The organism is Pseudomonas sp. CP4, from assembly GCF_047758505.1.
Classification (GTDB): domain Bacteria; phylum Pseudomonadota; class Gammaproteobacteria; order Pseudomonadales; family Pseudomonadaceae; genus Aquipseudomonas; species Aquipseudomonas fluorescens_AO.
The window spans coordinates 4370219-4390444 of sequence record NZ_CP180489.1; the positions used below are offsets into that span (position 1 = coordinate 4370219).

The 20226-nt window shown below is 58.3% G+C and carries 19 protein-coding genes; 13 read left to right on the top strand and 6 right to left on the bottom strand.

Annotation, left to right across the window (positions count from 1 at the left end):
• Positions 1-19: 19 nt before the first annotated feature.
• On the bottom strand, positions 20-4435 hold the full coding sequence (locus tag ACMYUN_RS19685; RefSeq protein ID WP_415761512.1) for a M10 family metallopeptidase C-terminal domain-containing protein: 4416 nt from the start codon (positions 4433-4435) through the stop codon (positions 20-22).
• 199 nt (positions 4436-4634) lie between these two features.
• Between ACMYUN_RS19685 and ACMYUN_RS19690 the strand changes: the two genes are divergently transcribed.
• Together ACMYUN_RS19690 and ACMYUN_RS19695 are read left to right on the top strand one after the other, a co-directional pair.
• Entirely contained in the window at positions 4635-5279 is a 645-nt protein-coding gene (locus ACMYUN_RS19690) for an MBL fold metallo-hydrolase (RefSeq protein WP_415761513.1), read from the top strand.
• A gap of 119 nt (positions 5280-5398) precedes the next feature.
• Complete coding sequence (locus tag ACMYUN_RS19695) at positions 5399-6133, top strand: OmpA family protein (RefSeq protein ID WP_041479972.1); 735 nt, start codon at positions 5399-5401, stop codon at positions 6131-6133.
• Between the two features lie 255 nt (positions 6134-6388).
• Here ACMYUN_RS19695 and ACMYUN_RS19700 read toward each other — a convergent pair whose 3' ends face one another.
• Positions 6389-6823, bottom strand: coding sequence for a YhcB family protein (locus ACMYUN_RS19700; protein WP_016773251.1), 435 nt, complete (start codon positions 6821-6823; stop codon positions 6389-6391).
• Positions 6824-6967: 144 nt separating this feature from the next.
• Between ACMYUN_RS19700 and ACMYUN_RS19705 the strand changes: the two genes are divergently transcribed.
• From ACMYUN_RS19705 to zapE, 3 genes are all read left to right on the top strand, one after another.
• Positions 6968-7597, top strand: coding sequence for an alpha/beta hydrolase (locus ACMYUN_RS19705; protein ID WP_415763984.1), 630 nt, complete (start codon positions 6968-6970; stop codon positions 7595-7597).
• A 24-nt stretch (positions 7598-7621) separates the two neighbouring features.
• Positions 7622-8977, top strand: coding sequence for a tryptophan--tRNA ligase (locus ACMYUN_RS19710; protein WP_415761516.1), 1356 nt, complete (start codon positions 7622-7624; stop codon positions 8975-8977).
• Between the two features lie 90 nt (positions 8978-9067).
• Positions 9068-10162: a cell division protein ZapE gene (zapE, locus tag ACMYUN_RS19715; RefSeq protein ID WP_039761353.1), complete on the top strand. Its 1095-nt coding sequence runs from the start codon at positions 9068-9070 to the stop codon at positions 10160-10162.
• 223 nt (positions 10163-10385) lie between these two features.
• Here zapE and ACMYUN_RS19720 read toward each other — a convergent pair whose 3' ends face one another.
• On the bottom strand, positions 10386-11282 hold the full coding sequence (locus ACMYUN_RS19720) for a GlxA family transcriptional regulator (RefSeq protein ID WP_165368386.1): 897 nt from the start codon (positions 11280-11282) through the stop codon (positions 10386-10388).
• 250 nt (positions 11283-11532) lie between these two features.
• Between ACMYUN_RS19720 and ACMYUN_RS19725 the strand changes: the two genes are divergently transcribed.
• Positions 11533-12669, top strand: coding sequence for an acyl-CoA dehydrogenase family protein (locus ACMYUN_RS19725; RefSeq protein WP_129997655.1), 1137 nt, complete (start codon positions 11533-11535; stop codon positions 12667-12669).
• A 157-nt stretch (positions 12670-12826) separates the two neighbouring features.
• Here the strand turns inward: ACMYUN_RS19725 and ACMYUN_RS19730 are convergent, their stop codons facing one another.
• The gene (locus ACMYUN_RS19730; protein WP_039761359.1) at positions 12827-13867 is read right to left on the bottom strand and encodes an NADP(H)-dependent aldo-keto reductase; all 1041 of its coding nucleotides are present in this window, start codon (positions 13865-13867) and stop codon (positions 12827-12829) included.
• Between the two features lie 244 nt (positions 13868-14111).
• Between ACMYUN_RS19730 and rplM the strand changes: the two genes are divergently transcribed.
• From rplM to ACMYUN_RS19765, 7 genes are all read left to right on the top strand, one after another.
• Positions 14112-14540: a 50S ribosomal protein L13 gene (gene rplM / locus ACMYUN_RS19735; protein WP_003228062.1), complete on the top strand. Its 429-nt coding sequence runs from the start codon at positions 14112-14114 to the stop codon at positions 14538-14540.
• Positions 14541-14554: 14 nt separating this feature from the next.
• On the top strand, positions 14555-14947 hold the full coding sequence (gene rpsI / locus ACMYUN_RS19740) for a 30S ribosomal protein S9 (protein WP_003228056.1): 393 nt from the start codon (positions 14555-14557) through the stop codon (positions 14945-14947).
• A 272-nt stretch (positions 14948-15219) separates the two neighbouring features.
• Entirely contained in the window at positions 15220-15813 is a 594-nt protein-coding gene (gene petA, locus ACMYUN_RS19745; RefSeq protein WP_007917031.1) for a ubiquinol-cytochrome c reductase iron-sulfur subunit, read from the top strand.
• Positions 15813-17024, top strand: a complete 1212-nt coding sequence (locus ACMYUN_RS19750) for a cytochrome b (RefSeq protein ID WP_039761369.1) — start codon at positions 15813-15815, stop codon at positions 17022-17024. The genes petA and ACMYUN_RS19750 overlap by 1 nt, the downstream gene beginning before the upstream one ends.
• Positions 17024-17806, top strand: coding sequence for a cytochrome c1 (locus tag ACMYUN_RS19755; RefSeq protein ID WP_415761520.1), 783 nt, complete (start codon positions 17024-17026; stop codon positions 17804-17806). Before ACMYUN_RS19750 ends, ACMYUN_RS19755 begins: the two co-directional genes overlap by 1 nt.
• A gap of 146 nt (positions 17807-17952) precedes the next feature.
• Entirely contained in the window at positions 17953-18570 is a 618-nt protein-coding gene (locus ACMYUN_RS19760; RefSeq protein WP_007961620.1) for a glutathione S-transferase N-terminal domain-containing protein, read from the top strand.
• 16 nt (positions 18571-18586) lie between these two features.
• Positions 18587-19000: a ClpXP protease specificity-enhancing factor gene (locus ACMYUN_RS19765; RefSeq protein WP_016773263.1), complete on the top strand. Its 414-nt coding sequence runs from the start codon at positions 18587-18589 to the stop codon at positions 18998-19000.
• Between the two features lie 49 nt (positions 19001-19049).
• Here the strand turns inward: ACMYUN_RS19765 and ACMYUN_RS19770 are convergent, their stop codons facing one another.
• The gene (locus ACMYUN_RS19770) at positions 19050-19628 is read right to left on the bottom strand and encodes a BON domain-containing protein (RefSeq protein ID WP_024014250.1); all 579 of its coding nucleotides are present in this window, start codon (positions 19626-19628) and stop codon (positions 19050-19052) included.
• Positions 19625-20218 (bottom strand): phosphoheptose isomerase, encoded by a 594-nt coding sequence (locus ACMYUN_RS19775; RefSeq protein ID WP_008082788.1) that lies wholly within the window; start codon positions 20216-20218, stop codon positions 19625-19627. Before ACMYUN_RS19775 ends, ACMYUN_RS19770 begins: the two co-directional genes overlap by 4 nt.
• Positions 20219-20226: the final 8 nt, after the last annotated feature.

The window sequence follows — 20226 nt, forward strand, 5'->3', positions numbered from 1 at the left end:
CTGGCAATTGAACAGGGCGTCAGGCCACCAGATCGTTGGCACTGAAGCTGTTCACACCCACCAGCTGGATTTCAAAGTCCGCGCCGGCATTGCCGCTGACATTGCCCGACAGTACGTGGTCGACGAAGCGCAGTTGCCCGGCACCGGTGAAGTCATTGGCACCGATGAAGGTGAAACCGTCCATGCCGCCTTGCAGCAGGTTCGCATCGAATTTCGTCAGGTCGATTTTGTCGCCCTGCAGGCTGCTGAAATCGGTGATCACGTCACGGCTGGCGCCCACGCCCATGTCGTTGACTGCGCGGAAGACGAAGGTGTCCGCTCCGTTACCTCCAATGAGCGTGTCTTTGCCCGCACCACCGTCCAGTACGTTGTTGCCATCGTTGCCGTAAAGGGTGTTGTTCAAGGCATTACCGGTAGCCTTGAGGTCTGCAGCACCTGCCAGAGCGAGGATTTCGACATTGTTGCCCAAGGTGTAGTCGACGTAGGAATAGACCATGTCGATTTCCGAGACTGAGGTACCTGTCTCGACCACCACATCCGCGATGTCGTTAACGATGTAAGTATCGTTACCGGCGCCGCCGATCATGGTATCTGCGCCCCAGCCACCATCGATGAAGTTGGCGTCGCTGTTGCCCGTCAGGGTGTTGTTCAGCACGTTGCCCGTCAGGTTGAACGCCCCTGCGCCGCTGATGATGAGATTTTCGACGTTTTGCAGATTGCTCTGGTTCAGACTGACGGTGCTGGTCTGCGCGGTGGCGCTGTACTCAATGACGATGGTGTCGTTACCCTCATTGGCATATTCCTGAATCAGCGCCAGTTCTCCCGCCTGATCGACGCCATAGCCGTCGTTGCCCTTGCCGCCGATCATGGTGTCGAGGCCTGCCCCCCCGACCAGTTGGTTGTTGCCGTCATTGCCGATCAATACGTTGTTCAGCGCGTTGCCGACGGCGTAGTTATTGGCAGTGCCAGTAAGCGTGAGGTTTTCTACGTTGGCGACAAGTGCGTAGCTGATCGAGGCGCGGACGGTGTCGATCTCGCTGGCCAGGGTACTGGTCTCGCTGACCACGTCACCGACGTTGTCGAGGATGTAAGTATCGTTGCCAGCGCCGCCCGTCATGAAGTCGGCACCCAGGCCACCGTCGAGTACGTTATTACCATCGTTGCCGTAAAGGGTGTTGTTCAAGGCATTACCGGTAGCCTTAAGATCTGCAGCACCTGCCAGAGCGAGGATTTCGACATTGTTGCCCAAGGTGTAGTCGACGTAGGAATAGACCATGTCGATTTCCGAGAGTGAGGTACCTGTCTCGACCACCACATCCGCGATGTCGTTAACGATGTAAGTATCGTTACCGGCGCCGCCGATCATGGTATCTGCGCCCCAGCCACCATCGATGAAGTTGGCGTCGCTGTTGCCCGTCAGGGTGTTGTTCAGCACGTTGCCCGTCAGGTTGAACGCCCCTGCGCCGCTGATGATGAGATTTTCGACGTTTTGCAGATTGCTCTGGTTCAGACTGACGGTGCTGGTCTGCGCGGTGGCGCTGTACTCAATGACGATGGTGTCGTTACCCTCATTGGCATATTCCTGAATCAGCGCCAGTTCTCCCGCCTGATCGACGCCATAGCCGTCGTTGCCCTTGCCGCCGATCATGGTGTCGAGGCCTGCCCCCCCGACCAGTTGGTTGTTGCCGTCATTGCCGATCAATACGTTGTTCAGCGCGTTGCCGACGGCGTAGTTATTGGCAGTGCCGGTGAGCGTGAGGTTTTCTACGTTGGCGACAAGTGCGTAGCTGATCGAGGCGCGGACGGTGTCGATCTCGCTGGCCAGGGTGCTGGTCTCGCTGACCACGTCACCGACGTTGTCGAGGATGTAAGTATCGTTGCCAGCGCCGCCAGCCATGAAGTCGGCGCCCAGGCCGCCGTCCAGTACGTTGTTGCCGCTGTTGCCGGTCAGAGTATTGTTCAGGGCATTGCCCGTCAGGTTGAACGCCCCTGCGCCGCTGATGATGAGGTTTTCGACGTTTTGCAGATTGCTCTGGTCCAGACTGACGGTGCTGGTCTGCGCGGTGGCGCTGTACTCAATGACGATGGTGTCGTTACCCTCATTGGCATATTCCTGAATCAGCGCCAGTTCTCCCGCCTGATCGATGCCATAGCCGTCGTTGCCCTTGCCGCCGATCATGGTGTCGAGGCCTGCCCCCCCGACCAGTTGGTTGTTGCCGTCATTGCCGATCAATACGTTGTTCAGCGCGTTGCCGACGGCGTAGTTATTGGCAGTGCCAGTAAGCGTGAGGTTTTCTACGTTGGCGACAAGTGCGTAGCTGATCGAGGCGCGGACGGTGTCGATCTCGCTGGCCAGGGTACTGGTCTCGCTGACCACGTCACCGACGTTGTCGAGGATGTAAGTATCGTTGCCAGCGCCGCCCGTCATGAAGTCGGCACCCAGGCCACCGTCGAGTACGTTATTACCATCGTTGCCGTAAAGGGTGTTGTTCAAGGCATTACCGGTAGCCTTGAGGTCTGCAGCACCTGCCAGAGCGAGGATTTCGACATTGTTGCCCAAGGTGTAGTCGACGTAGGAATAGACCATGTCGATTTCCGAGAGTGAGGTACCTGTCTCGACCACCACATCCGCGATATCGTTAACGATGTAAGTATCGTTACCGGCGCCGCCGATCATGGTATCTGCGCCCCAGCCACCATCGATGAAGTTGGCGTCGCTGTTGCCCGTCAGGGTGTTGTTCAGCACGTTGCCCGTCAGGTTGAACGCCCCTGCGCCGCTGATGATGAGATTTTCGACGTTTTGCAGATTGCTCTGGTTCAGACTGACGGTGCTGGTCTGCGCGGTGGCGCTGTACTCAATGACGATGGTGTCGTTACCCTCATTGGCATATTCCTGAATCAGCGCCAGTTCTCCCGCCTGATCGACGCCATAGCCGTCGTTGCCCTTGCCGCCGATCATGGTGTCGAGGCCTGCCCCCCCGACCAGTTGGTTGTTGCCGTCATTGCCGATCAATACGTTGTTCAGCGCGTTGCCGACGGCGTAGTTATTGGCAGTGCCGGTGAGCGTGAGGTTTTCTACGTTGGCGACAAGTGCGTAGCTGATCGAGGCGCGGACGGTGTCGATCTCGCTGGCCAGGGTGCTGGTCTCGCTGACCACGTCACCGACGTTGTCGAGGATGTAAGTATCGTTGCCAGCGCCGCCAGCCATGAAGTCGGCGCCCAGGCCGCCGTCCAGTACGTTGTTGCCATCGTTGCCGGACAGGGTGTTATTCAACGCGTTGCCGGTACCGCTGAGATTTGCGCTACCAACCAGATTCAATATCTCGACGTTATTGCCCAGGGTGTAGTCGACGTAGGAGTAGACCATGTCGATTTCCGAGAGCGAAGTACCGGTTTCGACGACCACGTCGCCGACGTTCTCGACGATATAAATGTCGTTGCCAGCACCACCCTCCATTCTGTCGGCACCCGCCATGCCATTGAGTTGATTGTCCAGCGCGTTGCCGATCAGCGTGTCATTGAAAACCGAACCGGTAGCGTTTTCTATCTTCGCGCCGTATGCAATCGCCAGACCTTGATTGAAGGCATTGCCGGCCTGGTCAGTAAAGGCCTGACCGATCGTGCTGTACTGTCCTTCGTTAAGGTTAAGGCTGACGGCTACCAATTGGTTGCTCGCATCGATCGTATCGACTCCGCCGGCATCCCAGATGGTTTCAAACACAGATTGTGTCGGCGCCCAGGAGTACACGTTGTTGCCAGTCATCCACTGGGTATTGGCGCCATACAGGCTCTGGATCGCCAAGATGTCGAGCACCATCGGAGTGGTCGGCAGGTACGAGTAATTGTTGTTATAGCTCATGACGGTCAACGCGACGTCATCCAGCGCCGGAGCGAGCGTGATGGCATTGTTGGCTGATGGTGCGAACGAATGCTTCAGGCCAATGGCATGACCGATTTCATGAACGAATGTCATGAAGTCATAAGTGCCCTTGTCCGGAAATGCTTCACTAGTGTTCGGTCCGATCCAGACATCGCCGCCATTAGGCTTTTCGGAAGGAGTGTAAGCCCAGGCTGCTGCATCGTTGTCCAGTAATGAGTAACCGCCGAAACGCAGGTCGCCCACGCTCGTCGAGGATTCACCGGTCAACTGAAAGGTGATATTCGCCACCGCGGCCCAACTATCCAGCGCGCCCATTACCGCCAATTTCTGTGTGTTTGTCAGCGCGTAGGCGGCCTTTGGTTCATTGTCAGCGCTGTAGTTCGGTGCGAAGACCGAGACACCAGGGACGATGAAACTGTAGGTAAGACTGGTCACTGCCGCAGGGGAGTACCACTTGGTGCTTTCCCATTTATAGCCGGAAATGAGGCTGTCAACAGGAGCTAGCCCTGTCAATGAAGCGGACCAGGTGTCGGTATAACCAGTAGGGCGTGGCATGAAGAATTCCTGAGGTAGGCTGCGGCCCTTCCCAAAATGTGGCCGCTACAAGGTTTGATTTTGCACGAAAAAAAACAGCTTTGACATTATATGGCCACTATTTTCCGATTGATGGCGTCAAAAAACTGTTCGGGCGATATGTATCGGCGTGTGACGTAGAATCTTGATGTCACCGCCATGCTTTAAGCTCAGGATTCCTATGACCGTTCCGAATTCAGCACTCATTCGCGAAACCTTCCCCGTCGGCCCTTTGCAGTGCAACTGCACGATCATCGGCGACCCGATCACGAAAAAAGCCATCGTCGTCGACCCGGGCGGCAACCCTGATCTGATCATGGCGCGCATCGATGCCCATGGCCTAAAAGTCGTCAGCATCATCCACACCCACGCGCATCTCGATCACTTTCTGGCTTCCGGGCAGATGAAAGAGAAAACCGGTGCGACCCTGCATCTGCACAAGGAAGATCAATTCCTCTGGGACAACCTGGAAATGCAATGCCAGATGTTCGGTGTGCCGTATACGCCCGTGCCTTCGCCGGATCGCTGGTTGAGCGATGATGAAGAACTGGCCTGCGGATGCGGTGTGGCATTGCACACGCCGGGGCATACACCCGGTTCCATGAGCTTCTGGTTTTCCGAGGCTAAGCTGTTGATAGCCGGCGACACGCTGTTTCGTCGCGGGGTAGGGCGTACGGATTTGTGGGGCGGCGATCAGGCGACCATCGTGCGTTCGATCAAGCAGCGGCTGTATACGCTGGACGAGGACGCGACGGTGGTCACCGGGCACGGGCCGGATACGCGCCTGGGTGATGAGATGCGCGAGAACCCGTTTGTGCGTGCCTGAATTTTTTGTCACGGGTGTGCGGTGGAATTTTTGCGCATTGTCATGATCCAACGCCGGCGCAGGTCCATTAGTTAAGCAGTGGCCGCTGCACCACAGAATGCAAAAACCAGGAGCTCTCCATGTTCACCACGCGTCGTTTGATTATTGTCGCTACTGCCGTGGCCGTGTTGTCCGGCTGCGCCTCGCCCAACCCGTATGACAATCAGGGTCAGGCCGACGGTGGCTCGCAAGGCATGAGCAAAACCGCCAAATACGGTGGCCTCGGTGCGCTCGCTGGCGCTCTCGCCGGTGCCGCCATCGGTCACGACAACCGTGGCAAGGGCGCCTTGATCGGCGCCGCCGTTGTCGGTGCTTCCGCAGCAGGCTACGGCTACTACGCCGACCAGCAGGAAAAGAAACTGCGCGCGAGCATGGCCAACACTGGCGTTGAAGTGCAGCGTCAGGGCGATCAGATCAAATTGATCATGCCGGGCAACATCACCTTCGCCACCGATTCGGCGAACATTGCCCCGAGTTTCTACCAGCCGCTGAACAACCTGGCCAACTCGCTGAAAGAGTTCAACCAGAACCAGATCGAAATCGTCGGCTACACCGACAGCACCGGCAGCCGCCAGCACAACATGGACCTGTCCCAACGTCGTGCGCAGAGCGTGGCGACCTACCTGACCTCGCAAGGCGTCAGCGGTGCCAACCTGTCGGCCCGTGGTGCCGGCCCGGATAACCCGATTGCCAGTAACGGTGACGTCAACGGCCGCGCGCAGAACCGCCGGGTCGAGGTCAACCTGAAAGCGATTCCGGGCCAGCAGTATGGTGGTCAGCAGCAACAGCCGGGTACGGTACAGCAGTATCCGTAAGCGATTGCCTGATTGAAGAAATGCCCGGTCCTGTGATCGGGCATTTTTTTGTGTCATCTGTGCCGGCCCTTTCGCGGGCAAGCCCGCTCCCACAGGTATTGGTGGTGTACCCAAAATCTGTGTTCCACACCTGACCCCTGTGGGAGCGGGCTTGCCCGCGAAGAGGCCAGTGTTGTCACCGCAAAATCAGCCGATACAAAAAAGCCCCCGGACAACAGCATTGTCCGGGGGCTTTTTGTTGGGCGCGAAACCCGATTACTTCTTCAGACCATAGTGCTCATCGAGCATGCCAGGGGAATTTGGCGATTTCGGCGCATAGTCACGTGGCGGTTCCTGATCACGCGGTGGCGTCAGGCGTTCACGGGGTGCCTGCGCGGCATCCGCATGCAGGGCGGCGATCAGGCGCTGGCGGGTCTGCTCATCCAGGGCCAGACGGTTGGCGCCCTCGGCGAGATGATCCTGCACTTCCTGATAGCTCTGAGTGAGCTTCTTGACCAGCATCGCGGTGCTGTTGAAGTGGGTGACCACTTCGTTTTGATAACTGTCGAAACGCTCCTGGATATCATCCAGTTGACGCTGCGTGCGGCTCGGTGCGGCGTTCGGCGCAACGCGCGCGATCAGGAATCCAATGGCGACACCCACAACCAGGGCAAGAGTCGGTAACAACCAAACTAAGAGCGAGTGTTCCACGAGTCCTTCCTCTATAAACGGCTTTGCTTTACGTTAACGGCTCGAACCTGCGCTGTATACCGCGATTCACTCGCAATAGATTGGCACAGACAATTTGCTAGACGAGTCGACCCGATTCGAGGTCACGGAGTTCCTCCCTTGCTGATGCGCGAAACCCCTGTAGTGATTGACGGCCCTGTCGGCCAAATTGAGGCTTTGTATCTGGATAACGAGCGGCCGCGTGGCATCGCGCTGATCTGCCATCCGAACCCGGTGCAGGGCGGCACCATGCTCAACAAGGTCGTCTCGACCCTGCAGCGCACCGCGCGCGACGCAGGCCTGATCACCTTGCGTTTCAACTATCGCGGCGTCGGCGCCAGCCAGGGCAAGCACGATATGGGCACCGGTGAAGTCGATGATGCCGAGGCAGCCGCCGCATGGCTGCGGGAAAAACACCCGGATCTGCCGCTGACCCTGTTCGGTTTCTCCTTCGGCGGATTTGTTGCAGCAAGTCTCGGCGGCCGTCTTGAAGCCCAGGGCGTGCAGCTTGAGCACTTGTTCTTGGTCGCCCCGGCGGTGATGCGTCTGGGTGAGCAGGATCAACTGCCGCAGCACGGCGGGTTGACCGTGATCCAGCCGGAAACCGATGAAGTCATCGATCCGCAACTGGTCTACCAGTGGTCGGAACAACTCCAGCGCCCCCATGAGCTGCTGAAAGTGGCAGAATGCGGACACTTTTTTCACGGCAAGCTGACCGATCTCAAGGATCTGCTGCTGCCGCGTCTCTCGAATTGATTGCAGTCTGACAAGCGATTACCCATGACCAACCGTACCCGCATTCTCACCGGCATCACCACCACCGGCACGCCGCACCTGGGCAACTACGCCGGCGCGATTCGCCCGGCAATCCTCGCCAGCCGCGACAGCCAGGCCGATTCGTTCTACTTCCTGGCCGACTACCACGCCCTGATCAAATGCGATGACCCGCTGCGCATCCAGCGCTCGCGTCTGGAAATCGCCGCGACCTGGCTGGCCGGTGGCCTCGATGTTGACCGCGTGACCTTCTACCGCCAGTCCGACATTCCGGAAATCCCCGAGCTGACCTGGCTGCTGACCTGCGTCGCCGCCAAGGGCCTGCTCAACCGCGCGCACGCCTACAAGGCGTCGGTGGACAAGAACGTTGAAGCCGGTGAAGACCCGGATGCCGGGATCACCATGGGCCTCTACAGCTACCCTGTGCTGATGGCGGCTGACATTCTGATGTTCAACGCGCACAAGGTGCCGGTCGGTCGCGATCAGATTCAGCACGTGGAAATGGCCCGTGATATCGGTCAGCGTTTCAACCATCTGTTCGGCCAGGGCAGAGAGTTCTTCACCATGCCCGAAGCGCTGATCGAAGAAAGCGTGGCGACATTGCCGGGCCTCGACGGTCGCAAGATGTCGAAGAGCTACGACAACACCATCCCGCTGTTCTCCAGCGCCAAGGAAATGAAAGACGCGATCGCGCGGATCGTCACCGATTCCAAGGCCCCGGGCGAAGCGAAGGATCCGGACAACTCGCACCTGTTCACTCTGTTCCAGGCCTTCGCCACCCGGGCGCAGGCTGACGAGTTCCGTAGCGAATTGCTTGGTGGTCTGGGCTGGGGCGAGGCGAAGAATCGCCTGTTCCAGTTGCTCGACAACGAGCTGGGCGAAGCACGCGAGAAGTATCACCATTTGATCGAACGTCCTGCGGATCTGGAAGACATTCTGCAGATCGGTGCGAAGAAGGCCCGCGCCGTGGCCACGCCGTTCCTCAACGAACTGCGCGAAGCCGTTGGCCTGCGTTCTTTTGTCAGTCAGGTTCAGGTCGCCGCGACCACCAAGAAGAAAGCTGCGAAAGCCGCGCGTTTCGTCAGCTTCCGCGAGGACGACGGCAGCTTCCGTTTCCGTCTGCTGGCGGCCGATGGCGAGCAATTGCTGCTGTCGCGCAACTTCGCCGACGGCAAAACCGCCGGGCAGGTGACCAAACAGTTGCAGTCCGGCGAGCCGCTGGACGTACGCACTGAAGAATTGAGCTTCAGCGTCTGGCTGGCCGGTGAGTGCATGGGCGACAGCCCGGCCTTCGCCGACGTTGCAGCGCGAGACGCCGCCATCGAGTCATTGCGCATCGCATTGACTCCAGCTCAGGACTGATCGGCGGCGCGACCCGACCAAGGGCCGATTGCCATTCCCACAGGCCGTCGCTACAGTGACGGCCCGTTTTTGTTGCCTTGCTAACGAATTATGACGCCCCTAGAACGATATCAAGCTGATCTGAAACGCCCGGACTTCTTCCATGACGCCGCGCAGGAAACTGCTGTGCGTCACCTGCAGCGTCTGTACGACGACTTGATCGCCGCTGACCAGAACAAGCCGGGTTTCCTCGGCAAGCTGTTTGGCAAAAAGGATCAGGCACCGGTCAAGGGCCTGTATTTCTGGGGCGGCGTCGGTCGCGGCAAGACTTACCTGGTCGACACCTTCTTCGAAGCGCTGCCGTTCAAGGAAAAGACTCGCACCCACTTCCACCGCTTCATGAAGCGCGTGCACGAGGAAATGAAAACCCTGGGCGGCGAGAAGAACCCGCTGACCATCATCGCCAAGCGCTTCGCGGCCGAGTCGCGAGTGATCTGCTTCGATGAATTCTTCGTCTCCGACATCACCGACGCGATGATCCTCGGCACGCTGATGGAAGAATTGTTCAAGAACGGCGTGACCTTGGTCGCGACGTCGAACATCGTTCCGGACGGCCTGTACAAGGATGGCCTGCAACGTGCGCGCTTCCTCCCGGCCATCGCCCTGATCAAACAGAATACCGAGATCGTCAACGTCGACAGCGGCGTCGATTATCGTCTGCGTCACCTCGAGCAAGCCGAGTTGTTCCACTATCCGCTCGACGAAGCTGCCCACGAAAGCCTGCGCAAGAGCTTCAAGGCACTGACGCCGGAGTGCACGGCGGCGGTGGAAAACGATGTGCTGATCATCGAGAACCGCGAAATCCGCGCTCTGCGCACCTGCGACGACGTGGCCTGGTTCGACTTCCGCGAACTGTGCGACGGCCCGCGCAGCCAGAACGATTACATCGAACTGGGCAAGATCTTCCACGCCGTGCTGCTCAGCGGCGTCGAGCAGATGAGTGTCACCACCGACGACATCGCGCGGCGCTTCATCAACATGGTCGACGAATTCTACGATCGCAACGTCAAACTGATCATTTCTGCCGAAGTCGAGCTGAAGGATCTGTACACCGGCGGACGCCTGACCTTCGAGTTCCAGCGCACGCTGAGCCGACTGCTGGAGATGCAATCTCACGAATTCCTGTCGCGGGCGCACAAGCCTTAATCGGAGTCTCGGCAACGAAAAAGGCCTGCGATTGCAGGCCTTTCTTATGCGCTGAAGTTCTTCCCTGTGGGAGCGAGCCTGCTCGCGAAAGCGCAGTAACTGATCGTTCCCACGCTCCGCGTGGGAATGCATCCCGTGACGCTCCGCGTCACTTGCGAGGCGGACGCAGAGCGTCCAGTGGCGGCATTCCCACGCAGAGCGTGGGAACGATCATCAGGCCGGGTTACGCAGCTTGCTGGAACTGCTGCCGATACTGGTTCGGCGACAGTTCGGTGTGCTGGCGAAACAGTCGCGCGAAGAAGCTCGCATCGTCGTAACCGACCTCATAACTGATGGTCTTGATGCTCTTGCGCGTGCCCGAAAGCAAACCCTTGGCCGTCTCGATGCGTAGGCGCTGCAAGTAGTGCAGCGGTTTGTCGCCGGTGGCGGTCTGGAAGCGACGCATGAAGTTGCGGATGCTCATGCCGTGCTCGCGGGCGACGTCTTCGAAGCGGAACTTGTCGGCGAAATGTTCTTCGAGCCAGTGCTGGATCTGCAGGATGATCACGTCCTGATGCAGCTTTTGCCCGCCGAAACCGATACGCCCCGGCGAATAGCTGCGTTGCACTTCGTAAAGGATGTCGCGGGCCACCGCTTGCGCTACGTTCGAGCCGCAGAAGCGTTCGATCAGATAGATATACAAGTCGCAGGCCGAGGTGGTGCCGCCAGCGCAATAGAGGTTATCGGCATCCGTCAGATGCTTGTCCTGATTCAGATAGACCTTGGGGAAGCGCTCGGCGAATGCGTTGAAGAAACGCCAGTAGGTGGTCGCTTCCTTGCCGTTAAGCAGCCCGGCTTCGGCGAGCCAGAACACCCCGGTGGCTTCGCCGCATAACACCGCGCCGCGCGCATGCTGTTCGCGCAGCCACGGCAGGATTTGCGGGTAACGGCTGCACAGCGTGTCGAAATCGTCCCAGAACGCGGGAAGGATGATTACGTCGGCGTTTTCCAGGCCGCCGTCGACCGGCATCATCACATCACTGAAGCTTTTCACCGGTTTGCCATCGGGGCTGACCAGACGCGTTTCGAACGCCGGCGTCAGGCCGTGGCCCAGTTGTTTGCCGTAACGCAGGCTGGCCACATGGAAAAAATCCTTGGCCTGCATGAGGGTGTAAGCGAAAACCCGGTCGATGGCCAGGATGCTGACGCGCCGCAAGGGCGGGGAGACGTGCTTAGACATAATTCAACTTTTGTTTTGTTTTTATAAGGGAAAGTGGTCACCAGACGGCTGGATCGTCTTATTTTTTGTCGGATGTGTCCAGTGTCCCGTAGCAGGAGTCGGGCTTAGTCTCTGAGAGCCGAATACCTCCAACAAAAAAGAAAGGTGCCGCATGATCCCCAGAACCCTGTTCAGCCCCGAGCACGAATTGTTCCGCGACAGCGTGCGAACGTTCCTCGAAAAAGAGGCCGTGCCGTATCACGCGCAGTGGGAGAAGCAGGGGCACATCGATCGCGCGCTGTGGAACAAGGCGGGGGAGGCGGGGATGCTGTGCTCGCACCTGCCGGAGGAGTACGGCGGGCTGGGCGCGGATTTTTTGTACAGCGCCGTGGTGATTGAGGAGGTCGGTCGTCTTGGCTTGACCGGCATCGGATTTTCGTTGCACTCGGACATCGTCGCGCCGTACATCCTGCATTACGGCAGCGAAGCGCTGAAGCACAAGTACCTGCCGAAACTGGTCTCGGGTGAAATGGTCACGGCAATTGCCATGACCGAGCCTGGCGCGGGTTCCGATCTGCAAGGGGTAAAAACCACGGCAGTGCTGGACGGTGACGAATATGTGATCAATGGCTCGAAAACCTTTATCACCAATGGCTTCCTGGCTGATCTGGTGGTCGTGGTGGCCAAGACCGACCCGAAGGCTGGCGCCAAAGGCACCAGCCTGTTTCTGGTGGAAGCGAACACTCCGGGCTTCGAGAAGGGCAAGCGCCTGGAGAAGGTCGGTATGAAAGCTCAGGACACTTCGGAGTTGTTCTTCCAGGACGTGCGCGTGCCGAAGGAAAATCTTCTCGGGCAGGCGGGTGCCGGGTTTGCCTATCTGATGCAGGAATTACCGCAAGAGCGTCTGACCGTGGCCATCGGCGGGCTGGCCTCGGCCGAGGCGGCGCTGCAATGGACGCTGGATTACACCCGTGATCGCAAGGCGTTCGGCAAGGCGATTGCCGACTTCCAGAACACCCGCTTCAAACTGGCCGAAATGGCCACCGAGATCCAGATCGGCCGGGTCTTCGTCGATCGCTGCCTGGAGTTGCATCTGCAGGGCAAACTCGATGTGCCGACGGCGGCGATGGCCAAATACTGGGGCACCGACCTGCAATGCAAAGTGCTCGACGAGTGCGTGCAGTTGCATGGCGGCTACGGCTTCATGTGGGAATACCCGGTGGCCCGGGCGTGGGCGGATGCGCGAGTGCAGCGGATCTATGCCGGCACCAATGAAATCATGAAGGAGATTATTGCGCGGTCGCTGTGATGATCGTTCCCACGCTCTGCGTGGGAATGCCGCCGGGGACGCTCCGAGTTCCGCTGTCAAGGTAATCCGACTGGCCCCTTCGCGAGCAGGCTCGCTCCCACAGGTACAGTATTCCACTGTGGGAGCGAGCCTGCTCGCGAAGCTTTTTGGCGGTCAGTTATGGCGCCGGATTCGGATGATCCTTGTGAATCGCCTCGATCCCGGCCAGCACTTCATCGGACAATTTCAGATCAAAACTGGCAATGTTGCTGTCCAGCTGCTCCAGCGTCGTTGCGCCGATGATGTTGCTGGTCACGAACGGTTGCTGGGTCACGAAGGCCAGGGCCATTTGCGCCGGATCCAGGCCATGTTCTCGGGCCAGGGCCACGTAACGGCTGCACGCCGCTTCCGATTGCGGGTTGAAGTAGCGGCTGAAGCGGCTGTAGAGGCTCAGGCGGCCTTTTGGTGGACGGGCGCCGCCCTCGTACTTGCCGGAGAGGAAGCCGAACGCCAGCGGCGAATAGGCGAGCAGGCCGCACTGTTCGCGAATGGCGATTTCCGCCAGGCCGACTTCGAAGCTGCGGTTGAGCAGGTTGTACGGGTTCTGGATCGACACCGCACGCGGCCAGCCACGGGCTTCGGCCAAAGCCAGAAAGCGCATGGTGCCCCACGGCGTCTCATTGGACAGGCCAATATGGCGGATCTTGCCAGCCTTCACCTGTTCGTCGAGAGCTTCGAGCGTGTCTTCGAGCGGAGTCAGGTTGGCTTCGATCTTGTGCTTGTAGCCCAGCTGTCCGAAAAAGTTGGTGCTGCGTTCCGGCCAGTGCAGTTGGTACAGGTCGATGTAATCGGTCTGCAGGCGCTTGAGGCTGCCGTCCAGTGCCTCGGTGATGTGCTGGCGGTTGTGCCGCAGGTTTTTATCGCGGATGTAGTCGATGGTATTGCCGGGGCCGGCGATCTTGCTGGCGAGGATCCAGTCGGCGCGATCGCCGCGGCTCTTGAAGTAATTGCCGATGTAGCGCTCGGTGGTGGCGTAGGTTTCGGCTTTTGGCGGCACCGGATACATTTCGGCGGTGTCGAGGAAATTGATCCCCGCTTCTTTGGCCCGCTCGATCTGGGCGAAGGCTTCAGCTTCAGTGTTTTGCTCGCCCCAGGTCATGGTGCCGAGGCAGATTGCACTCACGTTCAGGTCGGTACGGCCTAGCTGGCGATAGTCCATCGGGTGCTCCTTGGGCAAAACAATCATAAAAGCAGGTTGAAAAATTTTTCGCAATCTGCATAATTGCCGACCTCTTTCTGCAGTGGAAGTGATGCGCCGCCGCCGAAGAATCTTGCCGTTGAACGGACGCGCCGACCCGAGCCCCCGAAAGCGTCTGTATCCGGCTGCCTTTGACTTGTCAAAGTACGCACTATTCAGTAAGATCCGCCGTCTTATTTACAGGCGGCCCCTGAGGCTATAAAGAATGAAAACTTTTACTGCTAAACCGGAAACAGTAAAGCGCGACTGGTTTGTCGTCGACGCTGCTGGTCAGACCCTGGGTCGTCTGGCCACCGAAATCGCGAGCCGTCTGCGTGGCAAGCACAAGCCTGAGTACACTCCTCACGTTGACACCGGCGACTACATCGTCGTCATCAACGCCGAGCAGATCCGTGTTACCGGCGCTAAAACCACTGACAAAATGTACTACTCCCACTCCGGTTTCCCGGGCGGCATCAAGTCGATCAACTTTGAAAAGCTGATCGCCAAAGCCCCTGAGCGCGTGATCGAGACCGCGGTTAAAGGCATGCTGCCTAAAAACCCACTGGGTCGCGACATGTACCGTAAGCTGAAAGTCTATGCGGGCGCTGCACACCCTCATACTGCTCAGCAGCCCCAAGAACTGAAGATTTAACGGAATAGTTCATTATGTCGGCGACTCAAAATTACGGCACTGGCCGTCGCAAGACCGCAACCGCACGCGTTTTCCTGCGTCCGGGTACTGGTAACATCTCAATCAACAACCGTTCGCTGGATAACTTCTTCGGCCGCGAAACTGCCCGCATGGTAGTTCGTCAGCCGCTGGAGCTGACCGAGACTGTCGAGAAGTTCGACATCTACGTCACCGTGATCGGCGGTGGTGTAAGTGGTCAGGCTGGCGCAATCCGCCACGGCATCACTCGCGCTCTGATGGACTACGACGAAACCCTGCGTAGCGCTCTGCGCAAAGCTGGCTTCGTTACTCGCGACGCCCGTGAAGTTGAACGTAAGAAAGTTGGTCTGCGTAAAGCGCGTAAGCGTCCGCAGTACTCGAAGCGTTAATTCCGCTTCCGCGTTCAAAAAGAACGCCCGCCTCCTCACGGAAGCGGGCGTTTTTTTATGCCTGCGATTTATCAAAGAATTGCGTTGTGACAACTTGCCACAGCCGTAGACCCCCTATACTCCAAGGCTTAAGGGGCTGAGCCCTGGGGAATTAACCTTGTCAGAATTGGGGGTTTTCATTACCATTCGGGCAAAATTTTTATAAGTAACATTTGATTTATTTAGTAGACGCCTGATTTAACAGGCCAAAAAAGCTGATGGGAGAGGACTGAATGAGCAATGACGGCGTGAATGCAGGCCGGCGTCGCTTCCTGGTGGCAGCCACATCCGTGGTGGGTGCTGCAGGAGCGGTGGGGGCTGCGGTCCCGTTCGTGGGGTCATGGTTTCCCAGTGCCAAGGCGAAAGCTGCCGGTGCACCGGTGAAAGTGAATGTCAGCAAAATCGAGCCAGGCCAGCAGATGATTGCTGAATGGCGCGGCCAGCCGGTGTTCATTGTCCGCCGTACCGAGGAAATCCTGGGGAATCTCAAGAAGATCGAGGGTCAGCTCTCCGATCCGACCTCCAAAAACTCCACGCAACCCACTTATGTCGACCCGGAAGTCCGCTCGATCAAGCCGGAAATTCTGCTGCTGATCGGGATCTGTACGCACCTGGGTTGCTCACCGACTTTCCGTCCCGAAGTGGCACCTGCGGATCTGGGCAAAGACTGGGTAGGTGGCTATTTCTGCCCGTGCCACGGTTCCCACTACGATCTTGCTGGCCGCGTCTACAAGTCGCAACCTGCGCCTTTGAACCTGCCAGTTCCCCCGCATTCCTATGAGACCGATGACCTGATTGTCATTGGCGTCGATACGGAGAAAGCGTGATGAGCAAGTTCATGGATTGGGTTGATGCGCGCTTTCCCGCGACCAAAATGTGGGAAGACCATCTCAGCAAATATTACGCACCAAAAAACTTTAACTTCTTCTATTTCTTCGGCTCGCTGGCGCTGCTGGTGCTGGTCAACCAGATCGTCACCGGTGTCTGGCTGACGATGAGCTACACACCGTCGGCCGAAGAAGCCTTCGCCTCCGTCGAATACATCATGCGCGACGTCGAGTACGGTTCGATCCTGCGTCTGCTGCACTCGACTGGCGCTTCGGCGTTCTTCATCGTTGTCTATCTGCACATGTTCCGTGGGCTGCTCTACGGTTCGTACCAGAAACCGCGCGAGCTGGTCTGGGTGTTCGGCATGCTGATCTACCTGGCGCTGATGGCCGAAGCGTTCATGGGTTACCTGCTGCCGTGGGGCCAGATGTCTTATTGGGGTGCTCAGGTGATCATCTCGCTGTTCGGCGCGATTCCGCTGATCGGCGATGACCTGACCCAGTGGATTCGTGGTGACTACCTGATCTCCGGAATCACCCTGAACCGCTTCTTCGCCTTGCACGTTGTCGCGCTGCCAATCGTGATTCTTGGTCTGGTGGTGTTGCACATTCTGGCGCTGCACGAAGTCGGTTCTAACAACCCTGACGGCGTCGATATCAAGAAGCACAAAGACGAAAACGGCATCCCGCTGGATGGCATTGCGTTCCACCCGTATTACACGGTGAAGGACATTGTCGGCGTTGTGGTGTTCCTGTTCATATTCTGCTCGATTGTGTTCTTCTTCCCGGAAATGGGCGGCTACTTCCTCGAAAAACCGAACTTCGAGCAGGCGAACGCATTCAAGACACCTGAGCACATTGCGCCGGTCTGGTACTTCACACCGTTCTACGCGATCTTGCGCGCGATCCCGGACAAACTCTTGGGCGTTGTCGCCATGGGTGCGGCGATTGCGGTGCTGTTCGTGCTGCCGTGGCTGGATCGCAGTCCGGTGAAATCGATGCGCTATAAAGGCTGGCTGAGCAAAATCTGGCTGGTGGTGTTCTGCATTTCCTTCGTGATTCTCGGCATTCTCGGCGTCCTGGCGCCGACACCGGGGCGCACATTGCTGTCGCAGGTCTGCACCTTCCTCTATTTCGCCTACTTCATTCTGATGCCGTTCTACACCCGGCTCGAGAAGACCAAACCGGTTCCGGAAAGGGTGACTGGCTGATGAAAAAGTTATTTCTTGCTCTGATTTTTGCTGCGCTGCCTTCCTTGGTTTTTGCTGCTGAGGGTCATGGTCCGGAACTGGAAAGTGTCGATATCGATGTCTCCGACAAAGCCGCCCTGCAGGATGGTGCGCGGACTTTCGCCAACTATTGCATGGGCTGTCACAGCGCCAAGTTCCAGCGATACGAGCGCGTCGCCGATGACCTCGGCATCCCGCACGAGTTGATGCTGGAGAAGCTGGTGTTCACCGGTGCCAAGATCGGCGACCACATGAACATCGGCATGCAGCCGGCCGACGCCAAGACCTGGTTCGGCGCAGCGCCGCCGGACCTCACGCTGGTAGCGCGGGTACGCGGCACCGACTGGCTCTACGGTTATCTGAAGTCGTTCTATGAAGATAAAGCGCGTCCATGGGGTGTGAACAACAGGGTCTTCCCGAATGTCGGAATGCCCAACGTACTGGTTGGCCTGCAGGGTCGTCAGATCATAGATTGCAAGCAGGTGCCGATTGTTGAGGACGGCAAGAAACAATACGATCCGCTGACCGGCACGCCGCTGACTCATGAAGCGTGTGATCAGTTGGTCGTCGTGCCGAAGACCGGTGCTCTGAACGAAGAGCAGTTCGATGAGAAGGTCAAGAATCTGGTAACCTTCCTGGCTTACTCGGCTAACCCGGTTAAGCTGCAACATCAGCGCATCGGTACTTATGTCTTGCTGTACCTGGCGTTCTTCTTTGTGTTCGCCTACCTGCTCAAGCGTGAATACTGGAAAGACGTGCACTGATACGCTTCAAGCATTGCTGTTAATCGCGCGCGCCCAAGGGCGCCTCCGCTAAAGCAGGGTCTGCTCAGTCAGACCCTGCGGGAGGTGCCCTCTGGGCGCGCGCGTTTTTCCGGTTCCGACAAATTCAACAAGCGAGGAGGATCGCCATGGGCGTGACCAATCGGTTGGCCTGTTACTCCGACCCCGCCGACCACTATTCCCACCGAGTGCGCATCGTGCTTGCAGAGAAGGGTGTCAGCGCCGAAATCATTTACGTGGAAGCCGGCCGCCAGCCGCCTAAACTGATTGAGGTGAACCCTTACGGCAGTCTGCCGACGCTGGTCGATCGTGACCTGGCGTTGTGGGAGTCGACCGTGGTGATGGAGTATCTGGATGAGCGTTACCCGCACCCGCCGCTGATGCCGGTTTATCCGGTGGCGCGGGCCAACAGCCGTCTGCTGATCCACAGGATTCAGCGTGACTGGTGCGGGCTGGTGGATCTGATTCTGGATCCCAAGAGCAAAGAGGCTGCACGGGTCGTGGCGCGCAAGGAACTGCGCGAAAGCCTGACCGGCGTTTCGCCGCTGTTTGCCGACAAGCCGTTCTTCCTCAGTGAGGAACAAAGTCTGGTGGATTGCTGCCTATTACCCATACTCTGGCGTTTGCCGATTCTGGGTATTGAACTGCCGCGGCCGGCCAAGCCGCTGCTTGATTATATGGAGCGTCAGTTTGCGCGTGAGGCTTTCCAGGCGAGTCTGTCTGGTGTCGAACGCGATATGCGCTAAGGCTTAAGGAGCCGCTATGAACTCCAGTCGACCTTATCTGGTCCGCGCGCTCTACGAGTGGATTGTGGATAACGATTGCACCCCGCACATGCTGGTCAACTCTGAATACCCGGCAGTGCAGGTGCCACAGGGCTTCGCCAGTGACGGCCAGATCGTCCTGAACATCTCGCCGAGTGCGGTGCGTCATCTGCACATGGACAACGACGTGGTGACGTTCGAAGGCCGCTTCGGCGGTGTTCCGCACAGTCTCTACGTACCGATCAGCGCGATTCTGGGTATCTACGCCCGGGAGAATGGCCAGGGCATGGTGTTTGACCTCGAGTTGCCGATGGACGACGAGGAAGACATCGATCCGGATGACGACTCGCCGCCACCGGGCAGCGAGCCACCGCGTCCAAGTGGACGGCCGAGTTTGAAGGTTGTGAAATAAAAAAAAGGCGATCCGGATGGATCGCCTTTTTTGTGTCTGCCTTTTACGGTCAGTCGATGTATTCGAACAGCTTCACGATTTTCTGCACACCGGACACACCCTGAACCAGATTGGTTGCCTGAGTGGCTTCCTGTTTGGTCAGCAGGCCGAGCAGGTAGACGATGCCGTTCTCGGTCACGACTTTGATGCGCGAGCCAGGAATGCTGGCGTCGGTGAGCATCTGGGTCTTGATTTTGGTGGTCAGCCACGCGTCGTTCTGGCGCGCGAGCAGGGAGGACGGTTGCAGCACTTGCAGTTCGTTATGCACCTTCTTCACGCGCTGCACGTTGGCGGCGGCCTGTTCGGCTTTGGCCTTGAGGTCTTCGCGTGGCGTCTGGCCGGCGAGCAGGACCACGCCGTTGAAGCTGGTGATGACGATGTGCGAGTCGTTGTCCAAAGCCGGATCGGCCTTGGCGATGTTCACGCCTGCTTTGGTTTCGATCAGCGAGTCGTCGATCTTGCTGCCGAAGGTGCGTGTGCCGCGGTCGTCTTCGATCGGCGCTTCACGGCTGGCATTCACCACCGAGGTGCAGCCGCTGATGCCGAGGCACAGGGTCAAGGCCAGAAGGCCAAGGCGATTAGGGGTCATTCTTCACTCCCGAACAGTTGGCTGTCGATCAGATCGCATAGGCAATGGATCGCCAGCAAGTGGACTTCCTGAATACGTGCAGTGACGTTGGCCGGTACGCGAATCTCGACGTCCTCGGGCAACAGCAGCGACGCCATGCCGCCGCCATCGCGTCCGGTCAAAGCTACGACAATCATTTCGCGATCATGTGCGGCCTGGATCGCTTGAATAATGTTCGCCGAGTTGCCGCTGGTCGAAATCGCCAGCAACACATCGCCCGGCTGGCCGAGCGCGCGGATCTGTTTGGAGAACACTTCGTTGTAGCTGTAGTCGTTGGCGATCGAAGTGATCGTCGAAGTGTCGGTGGTCAGCGCAATCGCCGGCAGGCTTGGACGCTCGCGCTCGAAGCGGTTGAGCAGCTCCGAAGAAAAATGCTGGGCATCGCCGGCCGAACCACCGTTGCCGCACGAGAGCATTTTGCCTTCGTTGAGCAGGGCGTTGACCATGATCTGGCTGGCTTGCTCGATGTGCGGTGCAAGTACGTCCATCGCCTGTTGCTTGGTGTCGATACTGGCCTGGAAAAGCTGGCGAATTCGGGATTGCATGTCCATCTGTGTGA